Origin of the sequence: Streptomyces sp. NPDC001852, from assembly GCF_042891825.1 — a bacterium.
Lineage (GTDB): Bacteria > Actinomycetota > Actinomycetes > Streptomycetales > Streptomycetaceae > Streptomyces.
Genome location: NZ_JBIATN010000002.1, coordinates 42,506 through 58,648 on the forward strand (window position 1 = coordinate 42,506; position 16,143 = coordinate 58,648).

Annotated in this window: 14 protein-coding genes; 3 read left to right on the top strand and 11 right to left on the bottom strand. The window is 73.2% G+C overall.

The features are described 5' to 3' along the window. Window positions 1–63 precede the first annotated feature (63 nt). The 5 genes from sucB to ACFYZB_RS02895 form a co-directional block, all read right to left on the bottom strand. Complete coding sequence (gene sucB, locus ACFYZB_RS02875) at window positions 64–1,881, bottom strand: 2-oxoglutarate dehydrogenase, E2 component, dihydrolipoamide succinyltransferase (protein ID WP_388753575.1); 1,818 nt, start codon at window positions 1,879–1,881, stop codon at window positions 64–66. 61 nt (window positions 1,882–1,942) lie between these two features. After that, window positions 1,943–3,331, bottom strand: a complete 1,389-nt coding sequence (gene lpdA / locus ACFYZB_RS02880) for a dihydrolipoyl dehydrogenase (protein ID WP_388753578.1) — start codon at window positions 3,329–3,331, stop codon at window positions 1,943–1,945. A gap of 311 nt (window positions 3,332–3,642) precedes the next feature. Next, window positions 3,643–5,208 (bottom strand): leucyl aminopeptidase, encoded by a 1,566-nt coding sequence (locus ACFYZB_RS02885; RefSeq protein WP_388753581.1) that lies wholly within the window; start codon window positions 5,206–5,208, stop codon window positions 3,643–3,645. Window positions 5,209–5,503: 295 nt separating this feature from the next. After that, complete coding sequence (locus ACFYZB_RS02890) at window positions 5,504–6,112, bottom strand: hypothetical protein (RefSeq protein WP_388753584.1); 609 nt, start codon at window positions 6,110–6,112, stop codon at window positions 5,504–5,506. Window positions 6,113–6,161: 49 nt separating this feature from the next. Further along, complete coding sequence (locus ACFYZB_RS02895) at window positions 6,162–6,947, bottom strand: adenosylcobinamide-GDP ribazoletransferase (protein ID WP_388753587.1); 786 nt, start codon at window positions 6,945–6,947, stop codon at window positions 6,162–6,164. A 60-nt stretch (window positions 6,948–7,007) separates the two neighbouring features. Here ACFYZB_RS02895 and ACFYZB_RS02900 point away from each other — a divergent pair, with 60 nt between their 5' ends. Next, window positions 7,008–7,772 (top strand): hypothetical protein, encoded by a 765-nt coding sequence (locus ACFYZB_RS02900; protein WP_388753590.1) that lies wholly within the window; start codon window positions 7,008–7,010, stop codon window positions 7,770–7,772. On the opposite strand, the gene ACFYZB_RS02905 is transcribed toward ACFYZB_RS02900, so the two are convergent. The 3 genes from ACFYZB_RS02905 to cobT form a co-directional block, all read right to left on the bottom strand. Beyond that, window positions 7,712–8,476: a hypothetical protein gene (locus ACFYZB_RS02905; RefSeq protein WP_388753593.1), complete on the bottom strand. Its 765-nt coding sequence runs from the start codon at window positions 8,474–8,476 to the stop codon at window positions 7,712–7,714. The genes ACFYZB_RS02900 and ACFYZB_RS02905 overlap by 61 nt on opposite strands. A gap of 10 nt (window positions 8,477–8,486) precedes the next feature. Next, a complete protein-coding gene (locus ACFYZB_RS02910) occupies window positions 8,487–10,283 on the bottom strand; it encodes a phosphatidylglycerol lysyltransferase domain-containing protein (protein WP_388753596.1) in 1,797 nt (598 codons plus the stop codon). Between the two features lie 68 nt (window positions 10,284–10,351). Next, window positions 10,352–11,443, bottom strand: a complete 1,092-nt coding sequence (gene cobT / locus ACFYZB_RS02915; protein WP_388753598.1) for a nicotinate-nucleotide--dimethylbenzimidazole phosphoribosyltransferase — start codon at window positions 11,441–11,443, stop codon at window positions 10,352–10,354. Window positions 11,444–11,576: 133 nt separating this feature from the next. On the opposite strand from cobT, the gene ACFYZB_RS02920 reads away from it, so the two are divergent. After that, on the top strand, window positions 11,577–12,560 hold the full coding sequence (locus ACFYZB_RS02920) for a methyltransferase domain-containing protein (protein ID WP_388753601.1): 984 nt from the start codon (window positions 11,577–11,579) through the stop codon (window positions 12,558–12,560). A gap of 152 nt (window positions 12,561–12,712) precedes the next feature. Here ACFYZB_RS02920 and ACFYZB_RS02925 read toward each other — a convergent pair whose 3' ends face one another. After that, a complete protein-coding gene (locus tag ACFYZB_RS02925; protein ID WP_351203752.1) occupies window positions 12,713–13,915 on the bottom strand; it encodes a bifunctional adenosylcobinamide kinase/adenosylcobinamide-phosphate guanylyltransferase in 1,203 nt (400 codons plus the stop codon). 81 nt (window positions 13,916–13,996) lie between these two features. Here ACFYZB_RS02925 and ACFYZB_RS02930 point away from each other — a divergent pair, with 81 nt between their 5' ends. Beyond that, on the top strand, window positions 13,997–14,209 hold the full coding sequence (locus tag ACFYZB_RS02930) for a hypothetical protein (protein ID WP_055709718.1): 213 nt from the start codon (window positions 13,997–13,999) through the stop codon (window positions 14,207–14,209). 35 nt (window positions 14,210–14,244) lie between these two features. Here ACFYZB_RS02930 and ACFYZB_RS02935 read toward each other — a convergent pair whose 3' ends face one another. Both ACFYZB_RS02935 and ACFYZB_RS02940 read right to left on the bottom strand, forming a co-directional pair. After that, window positions 14,245–15,309 (bottom strand): S1C family serine protease, encoded by a 1,065-nt coding sequence (locus ACFYZB_RS02935; protein ID WP_388753604.1) that lies wholly within the window; start codon window positions 15,307–15,309, stop codon window positions 14,245–14,247. A 56-nt stretch (window positions 15,310–15,365) separates the two neighbouring features. After that, window positions 15,366–16,067, bottom strand: a complete 702-nt coding sequence (locus ACFYZB_RS02940) for a class I SAM-dependent methyltransferase (protein WP_388753607.1) — start codon at window positions 16,065–16,067, stop codon at window positions 15,366–15,368. Window positions 16,068–16,143 lie beyond the last annotated feature (76 nt).

Genomic DNA, 16,143 nt, shown 5'->3' on the forward strand with positions numbered 1-16,143 from the left:
TGCAAAGGCGACGCCCCGTCCGGAGCACTCCGGACGGGGCGTCGTACTACCTGAGCAGGGAAATCAGAGGCCCAGCTCGACCTCGAACTCGCCCGCCTCCAGGATCGCCTTGACCGCCGTCAGGTAACGGGCCGCGTCGGCGCCGTCGACCAGGCGGTGGTCGTAGGAGAGGGTCAGGTAGGTCATGTCGCGGACGCCGATGACCGTGCCCTCCTCGGTCTCGATGACGGCCGGACGCTTGACCGTGGCACCGATGCCGAGGATCGCGACCTGGCCCGGCGGCACGATGATCGTGTCGAAGAGGGCGCCGCGCGAACCGGTGTTGGAGATGGTGAAGGTCGCGCCGGACAGCTCGTCCGGGGTGATCTTGTTGGCCCGGACCTTGCCCGCCAGCTCCGCCGTGGCCTTGGCGATGCCCGCGATGTTGAGGTCGCCGGCGTGCTTGATGACCGGGGTCATCAGGCCCTTCTCGGAGTCCACCGCGATCCCGATGTTCTCGGAGTCGAAGTAGGTGATCGTGCCCTCGGCCTCGTTGATCCGGGCGTTGATGACCGGGTGGGCCTTCAGCGCCTGGGCCGCCGCCTTCACGAAGAACGGCATCGGGGAGAGCTTGACGCCCTCGCGCGCGGCGAAGGAGTCCTTGGCCTGGGCGCGCAGGCGCATCAGGCGGGTGACGTCGACCTCGACGACCGACGACAGCTGGGCCTGCTCGTGCAGCGCCTTGACCATGTTGTCGCCGATGACCTTGCGGATGCGCGGCATCTTGACGGTCTGGCCACGGAGGGGGGAGACCTCCAGCGCCGGGGCCTTCTTGGCGGCGGCCGGAGCGGCGGCGGCCGGAGCCGGGGCAGCGGCGGCGGCCTTCGCGGCCTCGGCGGCGGCGATGACGTCCTGCTTGCGGATACGGCCGCCGACGCCGGTGCCCTTGACGGTGGCCAGGTCGACGGCGTTCTCGGCGGCGAGCTTGCGCACCAGCGGGGTGACGTAGGCGCCCTCGTCCGTCGCCTGGGTGGCGGTCGGGGAGGTCGGCGCGGTGGCCGGCGTGACCGGGGCCGGGGCGGCCGGAGCCGGGGCAGCGGCGGCGGGCGCCGGAGCCGGAGCCACGGGGGCCGGAGCCGGGGCGGCGGGCGCGGCCGGGGCAGCCGGAGCCGCGGGGGCGGCCGGAGCCGGGGCCGGAGCGGCGGCGGGGGCCGGGGCAGCGGGGGCCGGGGCAGCGGCGGCGGGCGCCGGGGCGGCCGGGGCCGGGGCGGCGGCCGGGGTGGCACCCGGGGCGCCGATGACGGCGAGCTTGGCGCCGACCTCGGCGGTCTCGTCCTCGTTCACCACGATCTCCAGCAGCACGCCGGAGGCGGGCGCCGGGATCTCGGTGTCGACCTTGTCCGTGGAGACCTCGAGCAGCGGCTCGTCGGCCTCGACGGTGTCGCCGACCGACTTCAGCCAGCGGGTGACGGTGCCCTCGGTGACGGACTCACCGAGCGCGGGCAGGACCACGTCCGTGCCCTGGGCGCCACCGGCGGGGGCGGCGGCCGGAGCGGCGGCGGGGGCCGGGGCGGGAGCCTCGGCGACCGGGGCCGGAGCGGGCTCGGCGGCCGGGGCCGGAGCCTCGGCGGCGGCCGGGGCCGGAGCGGCAGCCGGCGCGCCGGTGCCGTCGTCGATCACGGCCAGCTCGGCGCCGACCTCGACCGTCTCGTCCTCGGCCACCTTGATGGAGGCCAGCACACCGGCGGCCGGCGAGGGGATCTCGGTGTCGACCTTGTCGGTCGAGACCTCGAGCAGCGGCTCGTCGGCCTCGACGCGTTCGCCCTCGGCCTTCAGCCAGCGGGTGACAGTGCCCTCGGTGACGCTCTCGCCGAGCGCCGGAAGGGTTACGGAAACCGCCATGGTTTCGGTTGCTCCTAACGAATTGCGGAAGTCTGTGTCGTCGCGCCCGTGGACCGAAGGCTCAGTCGTGGGAGTGCAGCGGCTTGCCGGCGAGCGCCAGGTGCGCCTCGCCCATCGCCTCGTTCTGCGTCGGGTGGGCGTGGATGAGCTGGGCGACCTCGGCCGGCAGCGCCTCCCAGTTGTAGATCAGCTGGGCCTCGCCGACCTGCTCACCCATGCGGTCGCCGACCATGTGGACGCCGACCACGGCACCGTCCTTCACCTGGACGAGCTTGATCTCGCCCGCGGTGTTCAGGATCTTGCTCTTTCCGTTGCCCGCCAGGTTGTACTTCAGAGCGACGACCTTGTCCGCGCCGTAGATCTCCTTGGCCTTGGCCTCGGTGATGCCGACGGAGGCGACCTCCGGGTGGCAGTACGTCACCCGCGGGACACCGTCGTAGTCGATCGGAACGACCTTCAGACCGGCCAGACGCTCCGCCACCAGAATGCCCTCGGCGAAGCCGACGTGCGCGAGCTGGAGCGTCGGGACGAGGTCACCGACGGCGGAGATGGTCGGGACGTTGGTCCGCATGTACTCGTCGACCAGGACGTAGCCACGGTCCATGGCGACGCCCTGCTCCTCGTAGCCCAGGCCCTGCGAGACCGGGCCGCGGCCGACGGCGACGAGGAGGACCTCGGCCTCGAACTCCTTGCCGTCCGCCAGGGTGACCTTCACGCCGTCCTGGGTGTACTCGGCCTTCTGGAAGAAGGTGCCGAGGCTGAACTTGATGCCGCGCTTGCGGAACGCGCGCTCGAGAAGCTTCGAGGAGTTCTCGTCCTCGACCGGGACGAGGTGCTTCAGGCCTTCGACGATCGTGACGTCCGAGCCGAAGGACTTCCACGCCGAGGCGAACTCGACGCCGATGACACCGCCGCCCAGGATGATCGCGGACTTCGGCACGCGGTCCAGGACGAGGGCGTGGTCGGAGGAGATGATCCGGTTGCCGTCGATCTCCAGGCCCGGCAGCGACTTCGGCACGGAGCCGGTCGCCAGCAGGACGTGGCGGCCCTGGATGCGCTGGCCGTTGACGTCGACGGAGGTGGGGGAGGACAGCCGGCCCTCGCCCTCGATGTACGTCACCTTGCGGGACGCGATCAGACCCTGCAGGCCCTTGTACAGGCCGGCGATGACGCCGTCCTTGTACTTGTGGACGGCCGGGACGTCGATGCCCTCGAAGGTGGCCTTGACGCCGAACTGCGCGCTCTCGCGGGCCTGGTCGGCGATCTCGCCCGCGTGGAGCAGGGCCTTGGTGGGGATGCAACCCCGGTGCAGGCAGGTGCCGCCGACCTTGTCCTTCTCGATCAGGGCGACGTCCAGGCCCAGCTGCGCCCCGCGCAGGGCCGCGGCGTAACCACCGCTACCACCGCCGAGGATCACTAGGTCGAAAACGGTGCTGGCGTCGTTCGCCACGTCACGTCCTCCATGCATGTGCGCCTCACGCCGGTCTCCTGTGACCGGCGGGCGGCTGGTGTCCGGCCGCTTGATGCTTCGGCCCTTCGGTGGGGGCCCTGTCCTGCCGGGCTCCATCTTTGCACTTGTTCGAGGCGGACGAGACGCGGGGCTGGGGTGTGAGACGTCCCACGTTCACCGGGAAGGAACGGAGGGGCGGTACCGCCAGGGGCGCGGGGCTGTACCGAAATGCGGCTCCGCCGCGCGGGTGCGAACAGCCCCCACGCCACGGAGCCGCAGTACGACGGCGCGCCCGGGCCGATCGGCGAACGTCAGCCCAGGTCACCCGCGGCGGTCAGCTCGGCGAGCCGGACCAGTGTCCGAACAGCAGAACCGGTACCACCCTTCGGCGTGTACCCGAAAGGACCGCCCTCGTTGAACGCCGGCCCGGCGATGTCGAGGTGCGCCCAGGTGATCCCCTCGCCCACGAACTCCTGCAGGAAGAGGCCGGCGACCAGCCCGCCGCCCATCCGCTCACCCATGTTCGCGATGTCGGCGACCTGGGACTCCATGCCCTTGCGCAGGTGCTCCGGCAGCGGCATCGGCCAGGCCGGCTCGCCGACCTCCTCCGCCGCCTCGTACACCGCGGAGCGGAACGCGTCGTCGTTGGCCATGACGCCGAAGGTCCGGCTGCCCAGCGCCAGCATCATCGCGCCGGTGAGGGTCGCGACGTCCACGATCGCGTCCGGGTTCTCCTGTGAGGCCGCCCACAGCGCGTCGGCGAGCACCAGCCGGCCCTCGGCGTCGGTGTTGAGGACCTCCACGGTCTTGCCGCTGTACATGCGCAGCACGTCACCCGGGCGCACCGCGGAGCCGGACGGCATGTTCTCGGCCAGCGCCAGCCAGCCGGTGACGTTGACCTCCAGCCCGAGGCGCGCGGCGGCGACGACGGCGGCGAACACGGCCGCCGCACCGCTCATGTCGCACTTCATCGTCTCGTTGTGCCCGGCCGGCTTCAGCGAGATGCCGCCCGAGTCGTAGGTGATGCCCTTGCCGACGAACGCCAGGTGCTTCGCGGCCTTCGGGTGCTTGTACGACAGCTTCACCAGGCGCGGGGTGGCCGCCGAGCCGCTGCCGACGCCGAGGATGCCGCCGTAGCCGCCCTTGGCCAGGGCCTTGTCGTCGAGCACCTGCACCTTGATGCCGTGCTCCTTGGCCGCGGTCTGCGCGATGCCGGCGAAGGAGGCGGGGGTCAGGTCGTTCGGCGGGGTGTTGATCAGGTCGCGGGCGCGGTTCAGTTCCTCGGCGACCGCGACGGCGCGGGCGACGGCCCCCTTGTGGGCGGCGTCGCGCGGCTTGCCGCCGAGCAGCGCGGCCTCGGCCAGCGGAGCCTTGCCGTTCTTGGCCTTGGCGCCACCGTTCGCCTGAGCGCCGTTCTCCTTGTAGACGTCGAAGGAGTAGGCGCCCAGCAGGATGCCCTCGCTGATCGCGCCGACCGCGCCCGGTCCGTCCACGGGCAGCGCGAACGCGGCCTTCCTGGACCCGGCGAGCGCGCGGGCGGCCACGCCGGCGGCCTTGCGCAGCGCCTCGGCGCCGTAGGCCTCGTCGGCCTCGTCGTCTTCGTTCTCGCTCCTGGAGTCCGGCTCCGCGCCCAGGCCGACCGCGACGACGATCGGTGCCTTGAAGCCGGCCGGAGCGGGCAGCTTCGTCAGCTCGCCCTCGGCACCCGAGGCGCCGAGGGTCTCCAGGACGCCGGCCAGCTTGCCGTCGTACGCCTTGTCCACGGCTTCGGCGCCCGGCGCGATGACGGGGCCCTTGGTGCCCTTGGCGACACCGATCACGATCGCGTCGGCCCGCAGGCCGGGCGCCGCGGCGGTGCTGAGAGTCAGAGCAGTCACGGTGGTGAAATCTCGCTTCCGATGTGAAGTTGCTGTGGCCGATGTGGGGTGGGTCGACCGGGCCCGAGAGCCGACCCTAGGTCCATCCCTGGGTGCGGGTGGCAACCGGGGCCTTCACCCTGTCGGCGAACACCCGGGACGAGACTACGCGTGTGCGCGTGTTCGCTCATTCCTGCGGGCGTTCACCTGTGTGTGGCGTCGCGGTCACTTCCGCCCCCCACGCCCCGCGCACCACTCGGAGCGGTCGGCGTCACCTCTGGAACGAGAGCCGGACCTTCTCGTCGGCCGCTCCGGCTCACCCCTGGGGCACCTCGCCCATCGGGTTGGCCTGCGCCCGCTGGAACACGCCGAGGACGGAGGTGCCGGCCACCCGGTCGGCGAGGGAGCGGCGGCCCGGGAGGGCCACCGACAGGGCGTTGACCAGGAACAGCAGCACCGCGATGGCCCACACCAGCACCGAGAGACCGAACTGCCCCTCGACGAGCAGCACACAGGCCAGGGCGTACACCGCGACGTCGGCGACGGTGGTGACCGCGGCCCGGCGCAGGGCGTGCCGGGGCAGCCGTGGGGTGACGCGCAGGCCGAGCAGGCCCTTGCCGAGGGTGCGGCCGAGCAGCGCGAGGCAGGCCCACTGGTAGAGGAACGCGACGACGACGAGCGCGCCGAACGCCTCCTCCACGTCCAGGACCACCTTGTCCCACAGGGACAGGCCCAGGTGTTCGGAGGCGCCGATGACGTCGCCGCGCGAGGTCACGAGGTCGAGGCCGCCCTTGGTGGCCAGCGAGGGCACGTCCGTGACGAGGGCGGTGACGCGGTGGAAGGTGAGCACGGCCAGGAGGGCGGCCACCGAGGCCACGAGTGCGAAGTCTATGGACCAGGACAGGGCGCGGCGCAGCCTCAGCACGGAATTCCCCCGTAATCACAACTCGCTTGTCCGTGTACGGCCGTGAAGCTTAACGGCCCAGGGACAGCACCACGAGAGCGGTGGTCGCCGCCGTCTCGGCCAAGGCGCCGAAGACATCCCCCGTGACCCCGCCGAAGCGGCGTACGCAGCGGCGCAGCAGGAGTTCGGCCGTGCCCAGGGCCAGCAGGACCGCGGTGGCGGCGCGCACGGCGTCGTACGGACCCGTGACCGCCCCCCAGGCCGCCGCGGCCGACACGACGGGGAGGGCCACCGACAGCGCGCCGCCCACCGGCACGACCCCGGCCACCGCCGCCCCCAGCCCCTCCGGGCGGGCGGCCGGCACCCCGGCGCGGGCGGCCAGGGTGAGGGCGAGCCGGGCCGTGACCGCCGAGACGACCGCCGCCAGGGCACCCCGGGTCCAGGAGTCGCCGTACAGCTGGGCCAGTACCGCGACCTGGGCCAGCACCGTCAGGACCAGGGTGATGACCCCGAAGGGGCCGATGTCCGACTGCTTCATGATCCGCAGCGCGTCCTCGGCGGGCTTGCCGCTGCCCAGGCCGTCCGCGGTGTCCGCGAGGCCGTCGAGGTGCAGGCCCCGGGTGAGGGCCGCGGGTACGGCGACGGAGGCGACGGCGGCGAGCAGCGGGCCGGCGCCCAGGGCGAGGAGCAGCAGTCCGAGTCCGGCCGCGCCAAGGCCCACGACGAGTCCGGCGACGGGGGCGTTCAGCATGCCGCCGCGTGCGGCCGCGCGGTCCCAGCGGTGCACCCGGACGGGCAGCACGGTGAGGGTGCCGAAGGCGAAGCGGAGGCCGTCGAGGGGGGAGGACTTGCGCACCGGCGCAGGTTACCCGGCGGTCCTGGAGCCGCTGGCCGTGCCCGGGGATAAGGTGCGCATATGGGGCACTGGTGGGTGCGGAACATCGTCGAACCGGGCAAGCTCCCGCTGCTGCTCGCCCTCGCCGCCTTCCTGCTCACGTTCGTCGTCACCCGGGTGATCACCCGGCTGATCCGGGCCGGCAAGGGCCCGTTCGGGAACGTCAGGGCGGGCGGGATGCACATCCACCACGCGGTGCCGGGGGTCGTCCTCACCGTCGTCGGCGGGTTCGGCATGCTCGCCAGCGACTGGCACGGCGCCGGCGGTACCGTCGCCGCCGTGCTGTTCGGGACGGGCGTCGGGCTGGTGCTGGACGAGTTCGCGCTGATCCTGCATCTGGACGACGTCTACTGGACCGAGGACGGCCGCAAGAGCGTCGAGATCGTCGTGCTCACCGCCGCGCTCGTCGGGCTGCTGCTCGCCGGGTTCGCGCCGTTCGGCGTCAGCGGCCTGTCCGCGCAGGAACTGCAGGACCGCGGCGGTGCCCTCAGCACCATCGGCATGAACTTCCTCTTCGCGCTCATCGCCCTGAGCAAGGGCAAGACGCGCGTCGCGGTCTTCGGGGTGATCGTGCCGCTGGTCGCGCTCGTCGGCGCCGTACGGCTGGCCCGCCCCGGCTCCCCGTGGGCCCGCCGCTTCTACGGCCGCCGCCCCCGCGCCCGGGCCCGGGCGGCGCTGCGTGCCTATCGGCACGACCGGCGTTGGGCCCGGCGGAGTCGTGCTGTTCAGGACTGGATCGGCGGCAAGCCCGACCCGCGGCCGGCCCGGCTGCCCGACCGCCGCTGAACGCGCCGCAGCACCCGCCCGTACGCACGCCGCGGCCGAAACCGCAGCCGGTACCCGTAGCGGTGCCGCACCGCCACCGCGAGGCAGATCAGCCCCACGGCCATCAGTGCGGCCAGATGCTCCTTGCCCGCCAGGTTCTCCTTGACCAGCACCTCGGCGACCATCGCCAGGGTCACCGCGCCCGAGGTGGCGTACGCGCCGTAGCGCCAGCTCACGAACACGGCGAGTCCCACCACGGCCGCCGACGGGCCCGTGTCCACCACCTGCGCGTCCGTCCACGGCAGCCCGAACGGGGCGTGCGCGCCGAGCGAGATGCCGACGCGTGCGTAGAGGGTCCCGGCGAGCGTGGCGGCGTAGGCGATGACCAGGGTCCGCCACCAGCCGATGCACACCTCGGCGATCCCGAACACCAGCAGGATCTGCACCAGGGCGCCCCAGACCGGCAGGTCAAGCGCCGGCACGAAGAGGGAGAGGGGCGTGCGCAGCAGCGCCAGCCACAGGGGGTCCTGGGCCCGTACGGCGCCCGCGTCCTGCACGAACTGATAGCCCCACGGCCGGTTCTGCACGTACTGCAGCAGGGCCGTCAGACACACCGCGCCGAGCGTCATCGGTACCGCCCACAGGTGCCGCTTCAGCAGGACCGTGCGTACGGTGACGCACAGCGGCCCCCACTCCTCACGGGCCCAGCGGGCGAGCGCTGTCATCGGATGGTCCTCACCGGTGCGTGTCCAGGTGTCTGCGGTGCAGCCACTTCGGCAGTCCCGGCGCCTCCAGAAAGCCCTCCGCGCGGGCCGACGCGAGGCCGATGCGCAGCAGGTCCGCGCTCTTCTCGAAGAGCAGGAACCGCGGCTCCCAGATGGGCCGGTACTTGGCGTTGGCGCGGTACAGCGACTCGATCTGCCACCAGCGGGAGAAGAAGCTGAGCAGCGACCGCCACAACCTCAGCACCGGACCGGCACCGAGGCGCGCGCCACGTTCGAAGACCGACCTGAACATCGCGAAGTTGAGTGAGACCTGCGTGATCCCGATCTCGTCGGCGCGCCGCAGCAGTTCGATGACCATGAACTCCATCAGCCCGTTGTCGGAGTCCCGGTCGCGGCGCATCAGGTCCAGGGACAGCCCGTGCGGCCCCCACGGCACGAAGGACAGCAGCGCCCGCAGCCTCCCCTCGGCGTCGGAGCACTCCAGCATCACGCACCGCCCGTCCTCGGGGTCCCCGAGCCGGCCGAGCGCCATGCTGAACCCGCGCTCGGTCGCCCCGTCCCGCCAGTCGTCCGCACGCTCGACGAGATGCGCCATGTCGTCCGCCGCGATGTCCTCGTGCCGCCGGATCCGCACCTCGTACCCGGCCCGCCTCACCCGGTTGTACGCCTGCCGGACCGTCCGCATCGCCCGGCCCTCCAGCGTGAAGTCGGCGACCTCCACGATCGCCTCGTCGCCGAGTTCCAGGGCGTCGAGCCCGTGCCGGGCGTAGACCGTCCCCGCCTCCTCGCCCGCCCCCATCACCGCCGGGATCCAGCCGTGCGCCCGCGCCTGGGCCAGCCACGGTGCGATCGCGCCCGGCCACGCCTCCGGATCCCCGAGCGGATCCCCGGAGGCCAGGCTCACCCCGCCGACCACCCGGTAGGCGATGGCAGCCTTCCCGGTCGGCGACCACACCACACTCTTCTCCCGGCGCAGCGCGAAGTAGCCCAGCGAGTCCCGCTCGCCGTGCCTCTCCAGCAGGGCCCGCAGCTGCTTCTCGTCGTCCTCGGTGAGCGGGTCGACGGCGCGCCGGGAGCGGAACGCGGCGTAGAACACGGCGAGGACGAGGGCCGTGCTGAGCACGTTGATCGCGACGTTGGCCCAGTTCGGCGGGTCGATCCCGGGGAAGCGCGACTCGTCGGCGGCCACCGACACCAGGCGCAGGGTGCCGTAGTGCCAGCGCTCCAGGAAGGTCGAACGGGCCGCGTCCGGCGCCTGGTTGGTGGCCGTCACCAGCAGCCCGGCCAGCAGGCTCGCGGCCAGCCCGCCGCCGACGGCGACCGTCGCCGCGAGCCGCGGGTTGGACCGGTCGCCCTTGGCGTAGAACTCCCGGCGGCCCACGAGAAGCGCGCCCACGAACACGGCCGTGAGCGCCAGCGAGATCCAGTTCTGTGCGTACCGCCGGATCTCCGGGAACGCCATGGCGAACGCGAACAGCGCGAGGAAGGCCCCACTGAGCACCACGTTCAGGATCCAGGCCGCCCGCTTCCGGCGCCGCATGGTGATCGCCAGGAACGCGGTGAACACGCCCGAGGCGAAGCCGGCCGTCAGCAGGTACGGGGTGAAGAAGTCGTCCTGGTTGTGCCGGCGCACGTCCTGGCCGAGCGAGACCCAGACCGCGCTGAGGAAGTTGATGAAGGCGACGGTCCGCAGATACCAGACGGCGATGGCGGCGGCCCGTCGGGAGCTCCCGCCGGCCCGCCGCCCCTCCTCACCCGGACGCCCCGGCTCGACGTGCTGCGGAACGGCATTTCGGGCATCTCCCATGGGGCAGGATCATATGGGTGCCGCTCTGGCGAACCTCACTTTTCCGCCGGGGGCTCGCCCAAACCCCGCTACTCCTGCTCCTCGTTCTCCTGCTCCTCGTTCTCCTTCTCGGCCTCCGGCTTCTCGGGAAGCTCCGCGGCCAGCGCCGCGGCGGCCCGCACCAACGGCAGGGCCAGCAGCGCACCCACGCCCTCGCCGACCTTCACGCCCTGCTCCAGCAGCGGCTCCAGGGCCATCCGGTCCAGCGCCTTCGCCTGTCCCGGCTCCCCGCTGGCGTGCCCGGCCAGCCACCAGTCCGGTGCCCGGAACGCGACCCGCTGCGCGACCAACGCACACGCGGCGGCCACCACCCCGTCGAGGATCACCGGCAGTTTCCGCACCGCGCACTGCAGCAGGAACCCGGTCATCGCCGCGAGGTCCGCCCCGCCCACGGTCGCCAGCAGCTGCAACTGGTCCCCGAGCACCGGTCGCGCCCGCCTGAGCGCGTCCCGGATCGCCGCGCACTTGCGCATCCACGCCAGGTCGTCGATCGCGAGGCCGCCCCGCCCGGTCACCACCGACGCGTCGGTCCCGCACAGGGCCGCGATCAGCACCGCCGCGGCCGTGGTCCCGCCCACGCTGATGTCGCCGAGCACCACCAGGTCGGTACCCGAGTCGGCCTCCTCGTCGGCCACGGCGATCCCGGCCCGCAGGGCGGCCTCGGCCTCCTCCAGGGTGAGCGCGTCCTCGATGTCGATACGGCCGCTGCCGCGCCGCACCCGGTGCCGTACCACGTCCTCCGGGAAGGCGTCCGGCGCGCAGTCGAGGGCCATGTCCACGATCCGTACGGGCACCTCCTGTCGCCGCGCGAGCACGGACACCGGGCTCGCACCCTCCAGCACGGCCCGCACCAGCTGCCCGGCGCTGCCGGCGGGGCGCGCAGAGACGCCCAGTCCGGCGATCCCGTGGTCACCGGCGAAGAGGATCACCCGCGGCCGCTCCACGGTCCGTACCGGTACGGCACTCTGCGCGGCGGACAGCCACTCGCCCAGCGCGTCGAGGCGGCCCAGCGCCCCGGGCGGCACGATCTGGCGCTCCCGCCGGGCCTCGGCGTCGCGGCGCACGCCCCCGTCCGGGCGCTCGATCAGATCGGTGAAGTCGTCCAGATTAAGCCTGCTCATTCGCCGAACAGTACCGCCCGAGAACGAACGCTTCGGCGCCACATGGCCACCACACCCCCACAACGTCATTGCACCCAAGATCGGCATCCCATACGTTCCGGTTTGCTGCGGAATGTCGCCCAGGGAGTTGCCCATGCCGACCTTGCCCTTCACGCCGACGCCCCTCCCGCGGTCCTCCGACCCGTTCCTCGAACCGGCCCGCGAGGACTGCCCCTGGTGCGGCTCCGCACGGCTGCGCACCCGGGTGCGCGCGGGCGACCCGCTGCGACACCGGCCGGGCCGGTTCGTCGTCGACCAGTGCCGTGCCTGCGGTCACGTCTTCCAGAACCCCCGGCTCACGGCGGAGGGGTTCGCCTTCTTCCACCGGGACTTCTACGAACGGCACCTGGAGGAGTTCACCGCCCGCGTCCTGCCCGCCCGCACGGTCCGCCGGCGGCACCGCGCCGCCGCCCGGAGGCTGTTGGCGCTGGCCGAGGCGGAGAGCTGGCTGGACGTGGGCACGGGCCACGCCCGCTTCCCCGAGGCGGCGAAGGAGTTCTTCCCGTACACGAGCTTCGACGGCCTGGACCCCACGGCCCGGGTGCAGCAGGCCCAGCTGGAGGAGCGGGTCGAAGAGGCCCACCGCGGCTACCTCGCCACGCCCGGCATGACGGCCCGGCTGCGCGGCCGCTACGACGTGGTCAGCATGTTCCGCCATCTGGAGCAGACGCCCGACCCGCGCGCCGAGCTCCGCGCCGCCCTGTCGGCCCTCCGCCCCGGCGGGCACCTCGTCGTGGAAGTCGCCGACCCACGCTGCGCGTTCGCCGCGCTGCTCGGCAGGTGGTGGCTTCCCCACGGCCAGCCCCGCCACCTCCACCTGGTGCCCCTGGCCAACCTGTGCAGGGAACTGGAGACCCTGGGCTGCACCGTTGTCGTGACCGACCGCAGGGATCCCCACGTGCCCTACGACCTGTCAGGTGCCGTGGCGCTGGCTTCGGCCGCGCATCCCCTGCTGAGCGCTGCCGCGGCACCCGTGCGGATGCTGGCCGCCGCCCTGGACCACATCCTGGCGCCCTTGTTCCGCCGCACTCCGTTCTCCAACGCGTACAGAATCGTGGCCCGCAAGGACCGTGGCTGACTGCGGGTGCGTGGTGGGCCGGTCGCGCCCACGCGGCGGAGCCGCATGTCGGACACAGCCCCGCGCCCCCGTACGCGGCGCCCCCGCCGTCGTAGCCTGCCGGCGCCCGGTGGGCGACCCGACCCCGGCCCGCACCGGCGAGGGGTGCCCACTCAGCCCCGCAGCACCAACGCCTGCCCCGCCACCACCAACAGAACGTGCTCGCACTCGTCCGCGAACGCCGCGTTCAGCCGCCCGAGTTCGTCCCGGTACCGGCGCCCGGACGCGGTCGCCGGCACGATCCCCGACCCCACCTCGTTGGAGACGGCCACAACGGTCCGCCGAGTACAGCGCACCGCCTCCGTCAGCTCCCGCACGCGCGAGCGCAGCGTCTTCTCACCGCCGCCCGCCCACTCCGCGTCGTCCCACGCCCCGACGCGGTCCATGACATCCGTCAGCCACAGGGACAGACAGTCGATCAGCAGCGGCGGCCCGTCCTCGCCCAGCAGCGGCACCAGGTCCGTCGTCTCCGTCGTACGCCACGACCCCGGCCGCCGCTCCCGGTGCGCGGCCACCCGCTCGGCCCACTCGGTGTCCCCGCCCCGCGTCCCGCCGGTCGCCACGTACAGCACGTCCGGGAAGGACTCCAGCCGCCGCTCGGCCTCCACCGACTTGCCCGAGCGCGCCCCGCCCAGCAGCAGCGTCCGGCGCGGCACGTCCGGCACGTCCTCGTACGCGCCGACCGCCAGCGTCGTACCGTCCGGCACCGCCCGCGCCCCGGCCGCCGCCAGCCGGCGCCGCAACTCGGCGCCGGGCGGCACATCGTGGTCGAGGTGGACGGCGAGCACGTCCGTCGTCGGCCCGACCGAACCCACCGCCCGCAGACGCGCCAGCGCGTCCGGGCGGCCGACGACGTCCACGAGGACCATGTCGTACGACTCCGCCGTCGCCTCCTGAAGTCCCGCCGGCGCCCCGCCCGGCGGCAGGTACAGCAGCCGCTGTCCGTCCGGTCCGCTCACCGCGTACCCGGTGCCGCCCGCGTCCATCGCCACGGCCCGCACCCGATGCCCCGTCAGCAGCGCCAACTCCCGCCCGTCCGGCACCCGGCCGGGCTGCGGCAGCCCGGCCGGCACCTCCACCGCCGGGCCGTCGTGCGGATGCGACAGCAGCACCTGCCGTACCCCGCCCAGCGAATGCCCGGCCCGCGCCGCCGCGAACGCCGCGCCGGGCGTCAGGTCGAGCAGCAGCTCCCCGTCGACCAACACGGCGGTGGCCGCGCGGGCGTCCGGCCCCAGCGCCCGCGCACAGGCGGCGCAGAGACAGTCGGGTCGCGGCAGCCCAGCCGGGGCACCAGTACCGAGCAGAGTGATTTCCACGGGATCGATTCTCACCCGTCCCAGCAGGTCTTGCGCTCCCGGCTAGGCTGCGAGCACGAGTTGGATCACTAGGAGGCCCACATGACGGCATGGACGTGGCGGTTCGAGAAGGCCGACGGGACGGAGGTCCAGCCCGCGGTGCAGCCCGAGGAGTTCACCACGCAGGGGGACGCGGAGTCCTGGATCGGCGAGCACTGGAAGGCGCTCCTGGAGGGCGGCGCCGACCAGGTGCGGCTGTTCGAGGAGAACACCGAGATCTACGGCCCGATGAGCCTGCACGCCGACGCCGCCTGACCAGCCGGGGGTGCGGCCCGTGGCCGTACCCCTCGTCACTGCTCGCCCAGCGTCACCTCCACCGTCTTCTCGGTGCCGCCCCGCTGGTAGGTCACCGACGTCTTCCGGCCCGGCGCGTCCGCCGCCAGCGCCTCCGCGAGGGAGGTGACGGTGGAGATCGGCCGGTCACCGACCTTGGTGATGGTGTCGCCCGGACGCAGGCCCGCCTTGTCCGCGGCGCCGCCGGGCCTGACGCTGACCACCGCGACCCCGGCGGGCCGGTAGCGGTCGTCCACGACCGTCCGCGCGGTGATGCCCAGCGCGGCCCGCCCGGAGTCGGTGACCCTGCCGTGGCGGACGATCTGCCCGGCGATCGTCTTGACCATCGACGCCGGGATGGCGAACCCGATGCCGGGCGCCGCGCTGCCCCCGAGTTCGGGGTCGGCGGCGGCGAGCGTCGGGATGCCGATGACCTGGCCGGCGAGATTGACCAGCGCGCCACCGCTGTTGCCCGGGTTGATGGCGGCCGAGGTCTGCACCATGTTCGCGATCGTCGCGCCCGTACCCCCGCCGGGGACCTCGCTGACGGTCCGCCCGGTCGCCGAGACGATGCCCTGGGTCACGCTGGACGACAGCCCGAGCGGCGAGCCCATGGCCAGCACGATCTGGCCGACCTCCACCTTCTCGGAGTCGCCGAACACCGCCGCCCTCAGCCCGGCCGGCACCTTGTCCAGCTTGATCACGGCCAGGTCCTGCTCGGGGTAGGAGTACACCAGGTGCGCGGTGAGCGGCGCCTGGCTGTTCGCCGTGGTCACCTGGAAGGTCTTCTCCGACCCGACCACGTGCGCGTTGGTGACGATGTGCCCCTCGCCGTCGTACACCACCCCGGAGCCCAGCTCGTGGCTCGCCTGGATCTGCACGACCGACGGCAGGACCTGTCTGATGACCCTCTGGTACTGGCTCTGCAGATCACCTACGGTCATCGGCACCACCGCCCGCGCGGTCGCGCCGCTGTCCTGCCGGTCCTCGGGAGCGGTGGCCGTACAGCTCGCCGCCGCGCAGCACACCAGCGCCACGGCGGCCGCGACCCTCCACGGGGCACGGATGGGGGAAGCGTCCATGCCCCGAGTCTCACCGCGCGCCGATCATCCGGCCCGCGGTGTTGGCCCGAACGGTCTCAGCCCCGTACGCCGCACAGGTGCAGCAGCGCCGCCACCCGGCGGTAGGGGTCCGTGCGACCGGCCCGTTCCTCGACCGCGAGCAGCGTCTGGAGATCCTGCGGGAGCTCGGCGTCGTCCGCCGCCGTGTCCGTGAAGACCCGCACGCCGTACCAGGCGTGCAGTGGCGCCGCGATCCCGTCGAGCGTGGCGGTGAGGGCGGCCAGCCTGTCGGCCCGTACGTCCAGGCCGAGGCGGTTGTGGTAGGCGGTGGTGTCGAAGGCGGCCAGCGCGCCCGCCCAGTCACCGGCGAGACCCGGCCGCATGGCGAGCGCGTCGCCGTTGCGGACGAGCAGGGAGAGGAGCCCGCCGGGGGCGAGCATCCGCGCCAGGCCCGCCACCAGGGGGTCCGGCTCCTCGACGTACATCAGCACCCCGTGGCACAGCACCACGTCGAAGCTGCCCGGCAGGAAGTGCACACCGGTGTCCCGCCCGTCGCCCTGGACCAGCCTCACCCGCTCGCGGATGCCCTCCGGCTGCGCGGCCAGCGCCGCACGCGCCGCGGCGATCATCGTCGCGTCCTGCTCGACCCCGGTCACCTGGTGGCCGAGCCGGGCCAGCCGCAGCGCCTGCGTGCCCTGGCCCATCCCCACGTCGAGCACGCGCAGCCGCTGCCCGACCGGGAACCGCCCGGCTATCTGCTCGTCCAGCTGCCGGGCCACCAGCTCCTGGCGTACGACGTCCCGCAGCTTGCCCAGCTTGTTCAGCCAGGCGTCGGCCGCGCCCCCGGTGAAGGCC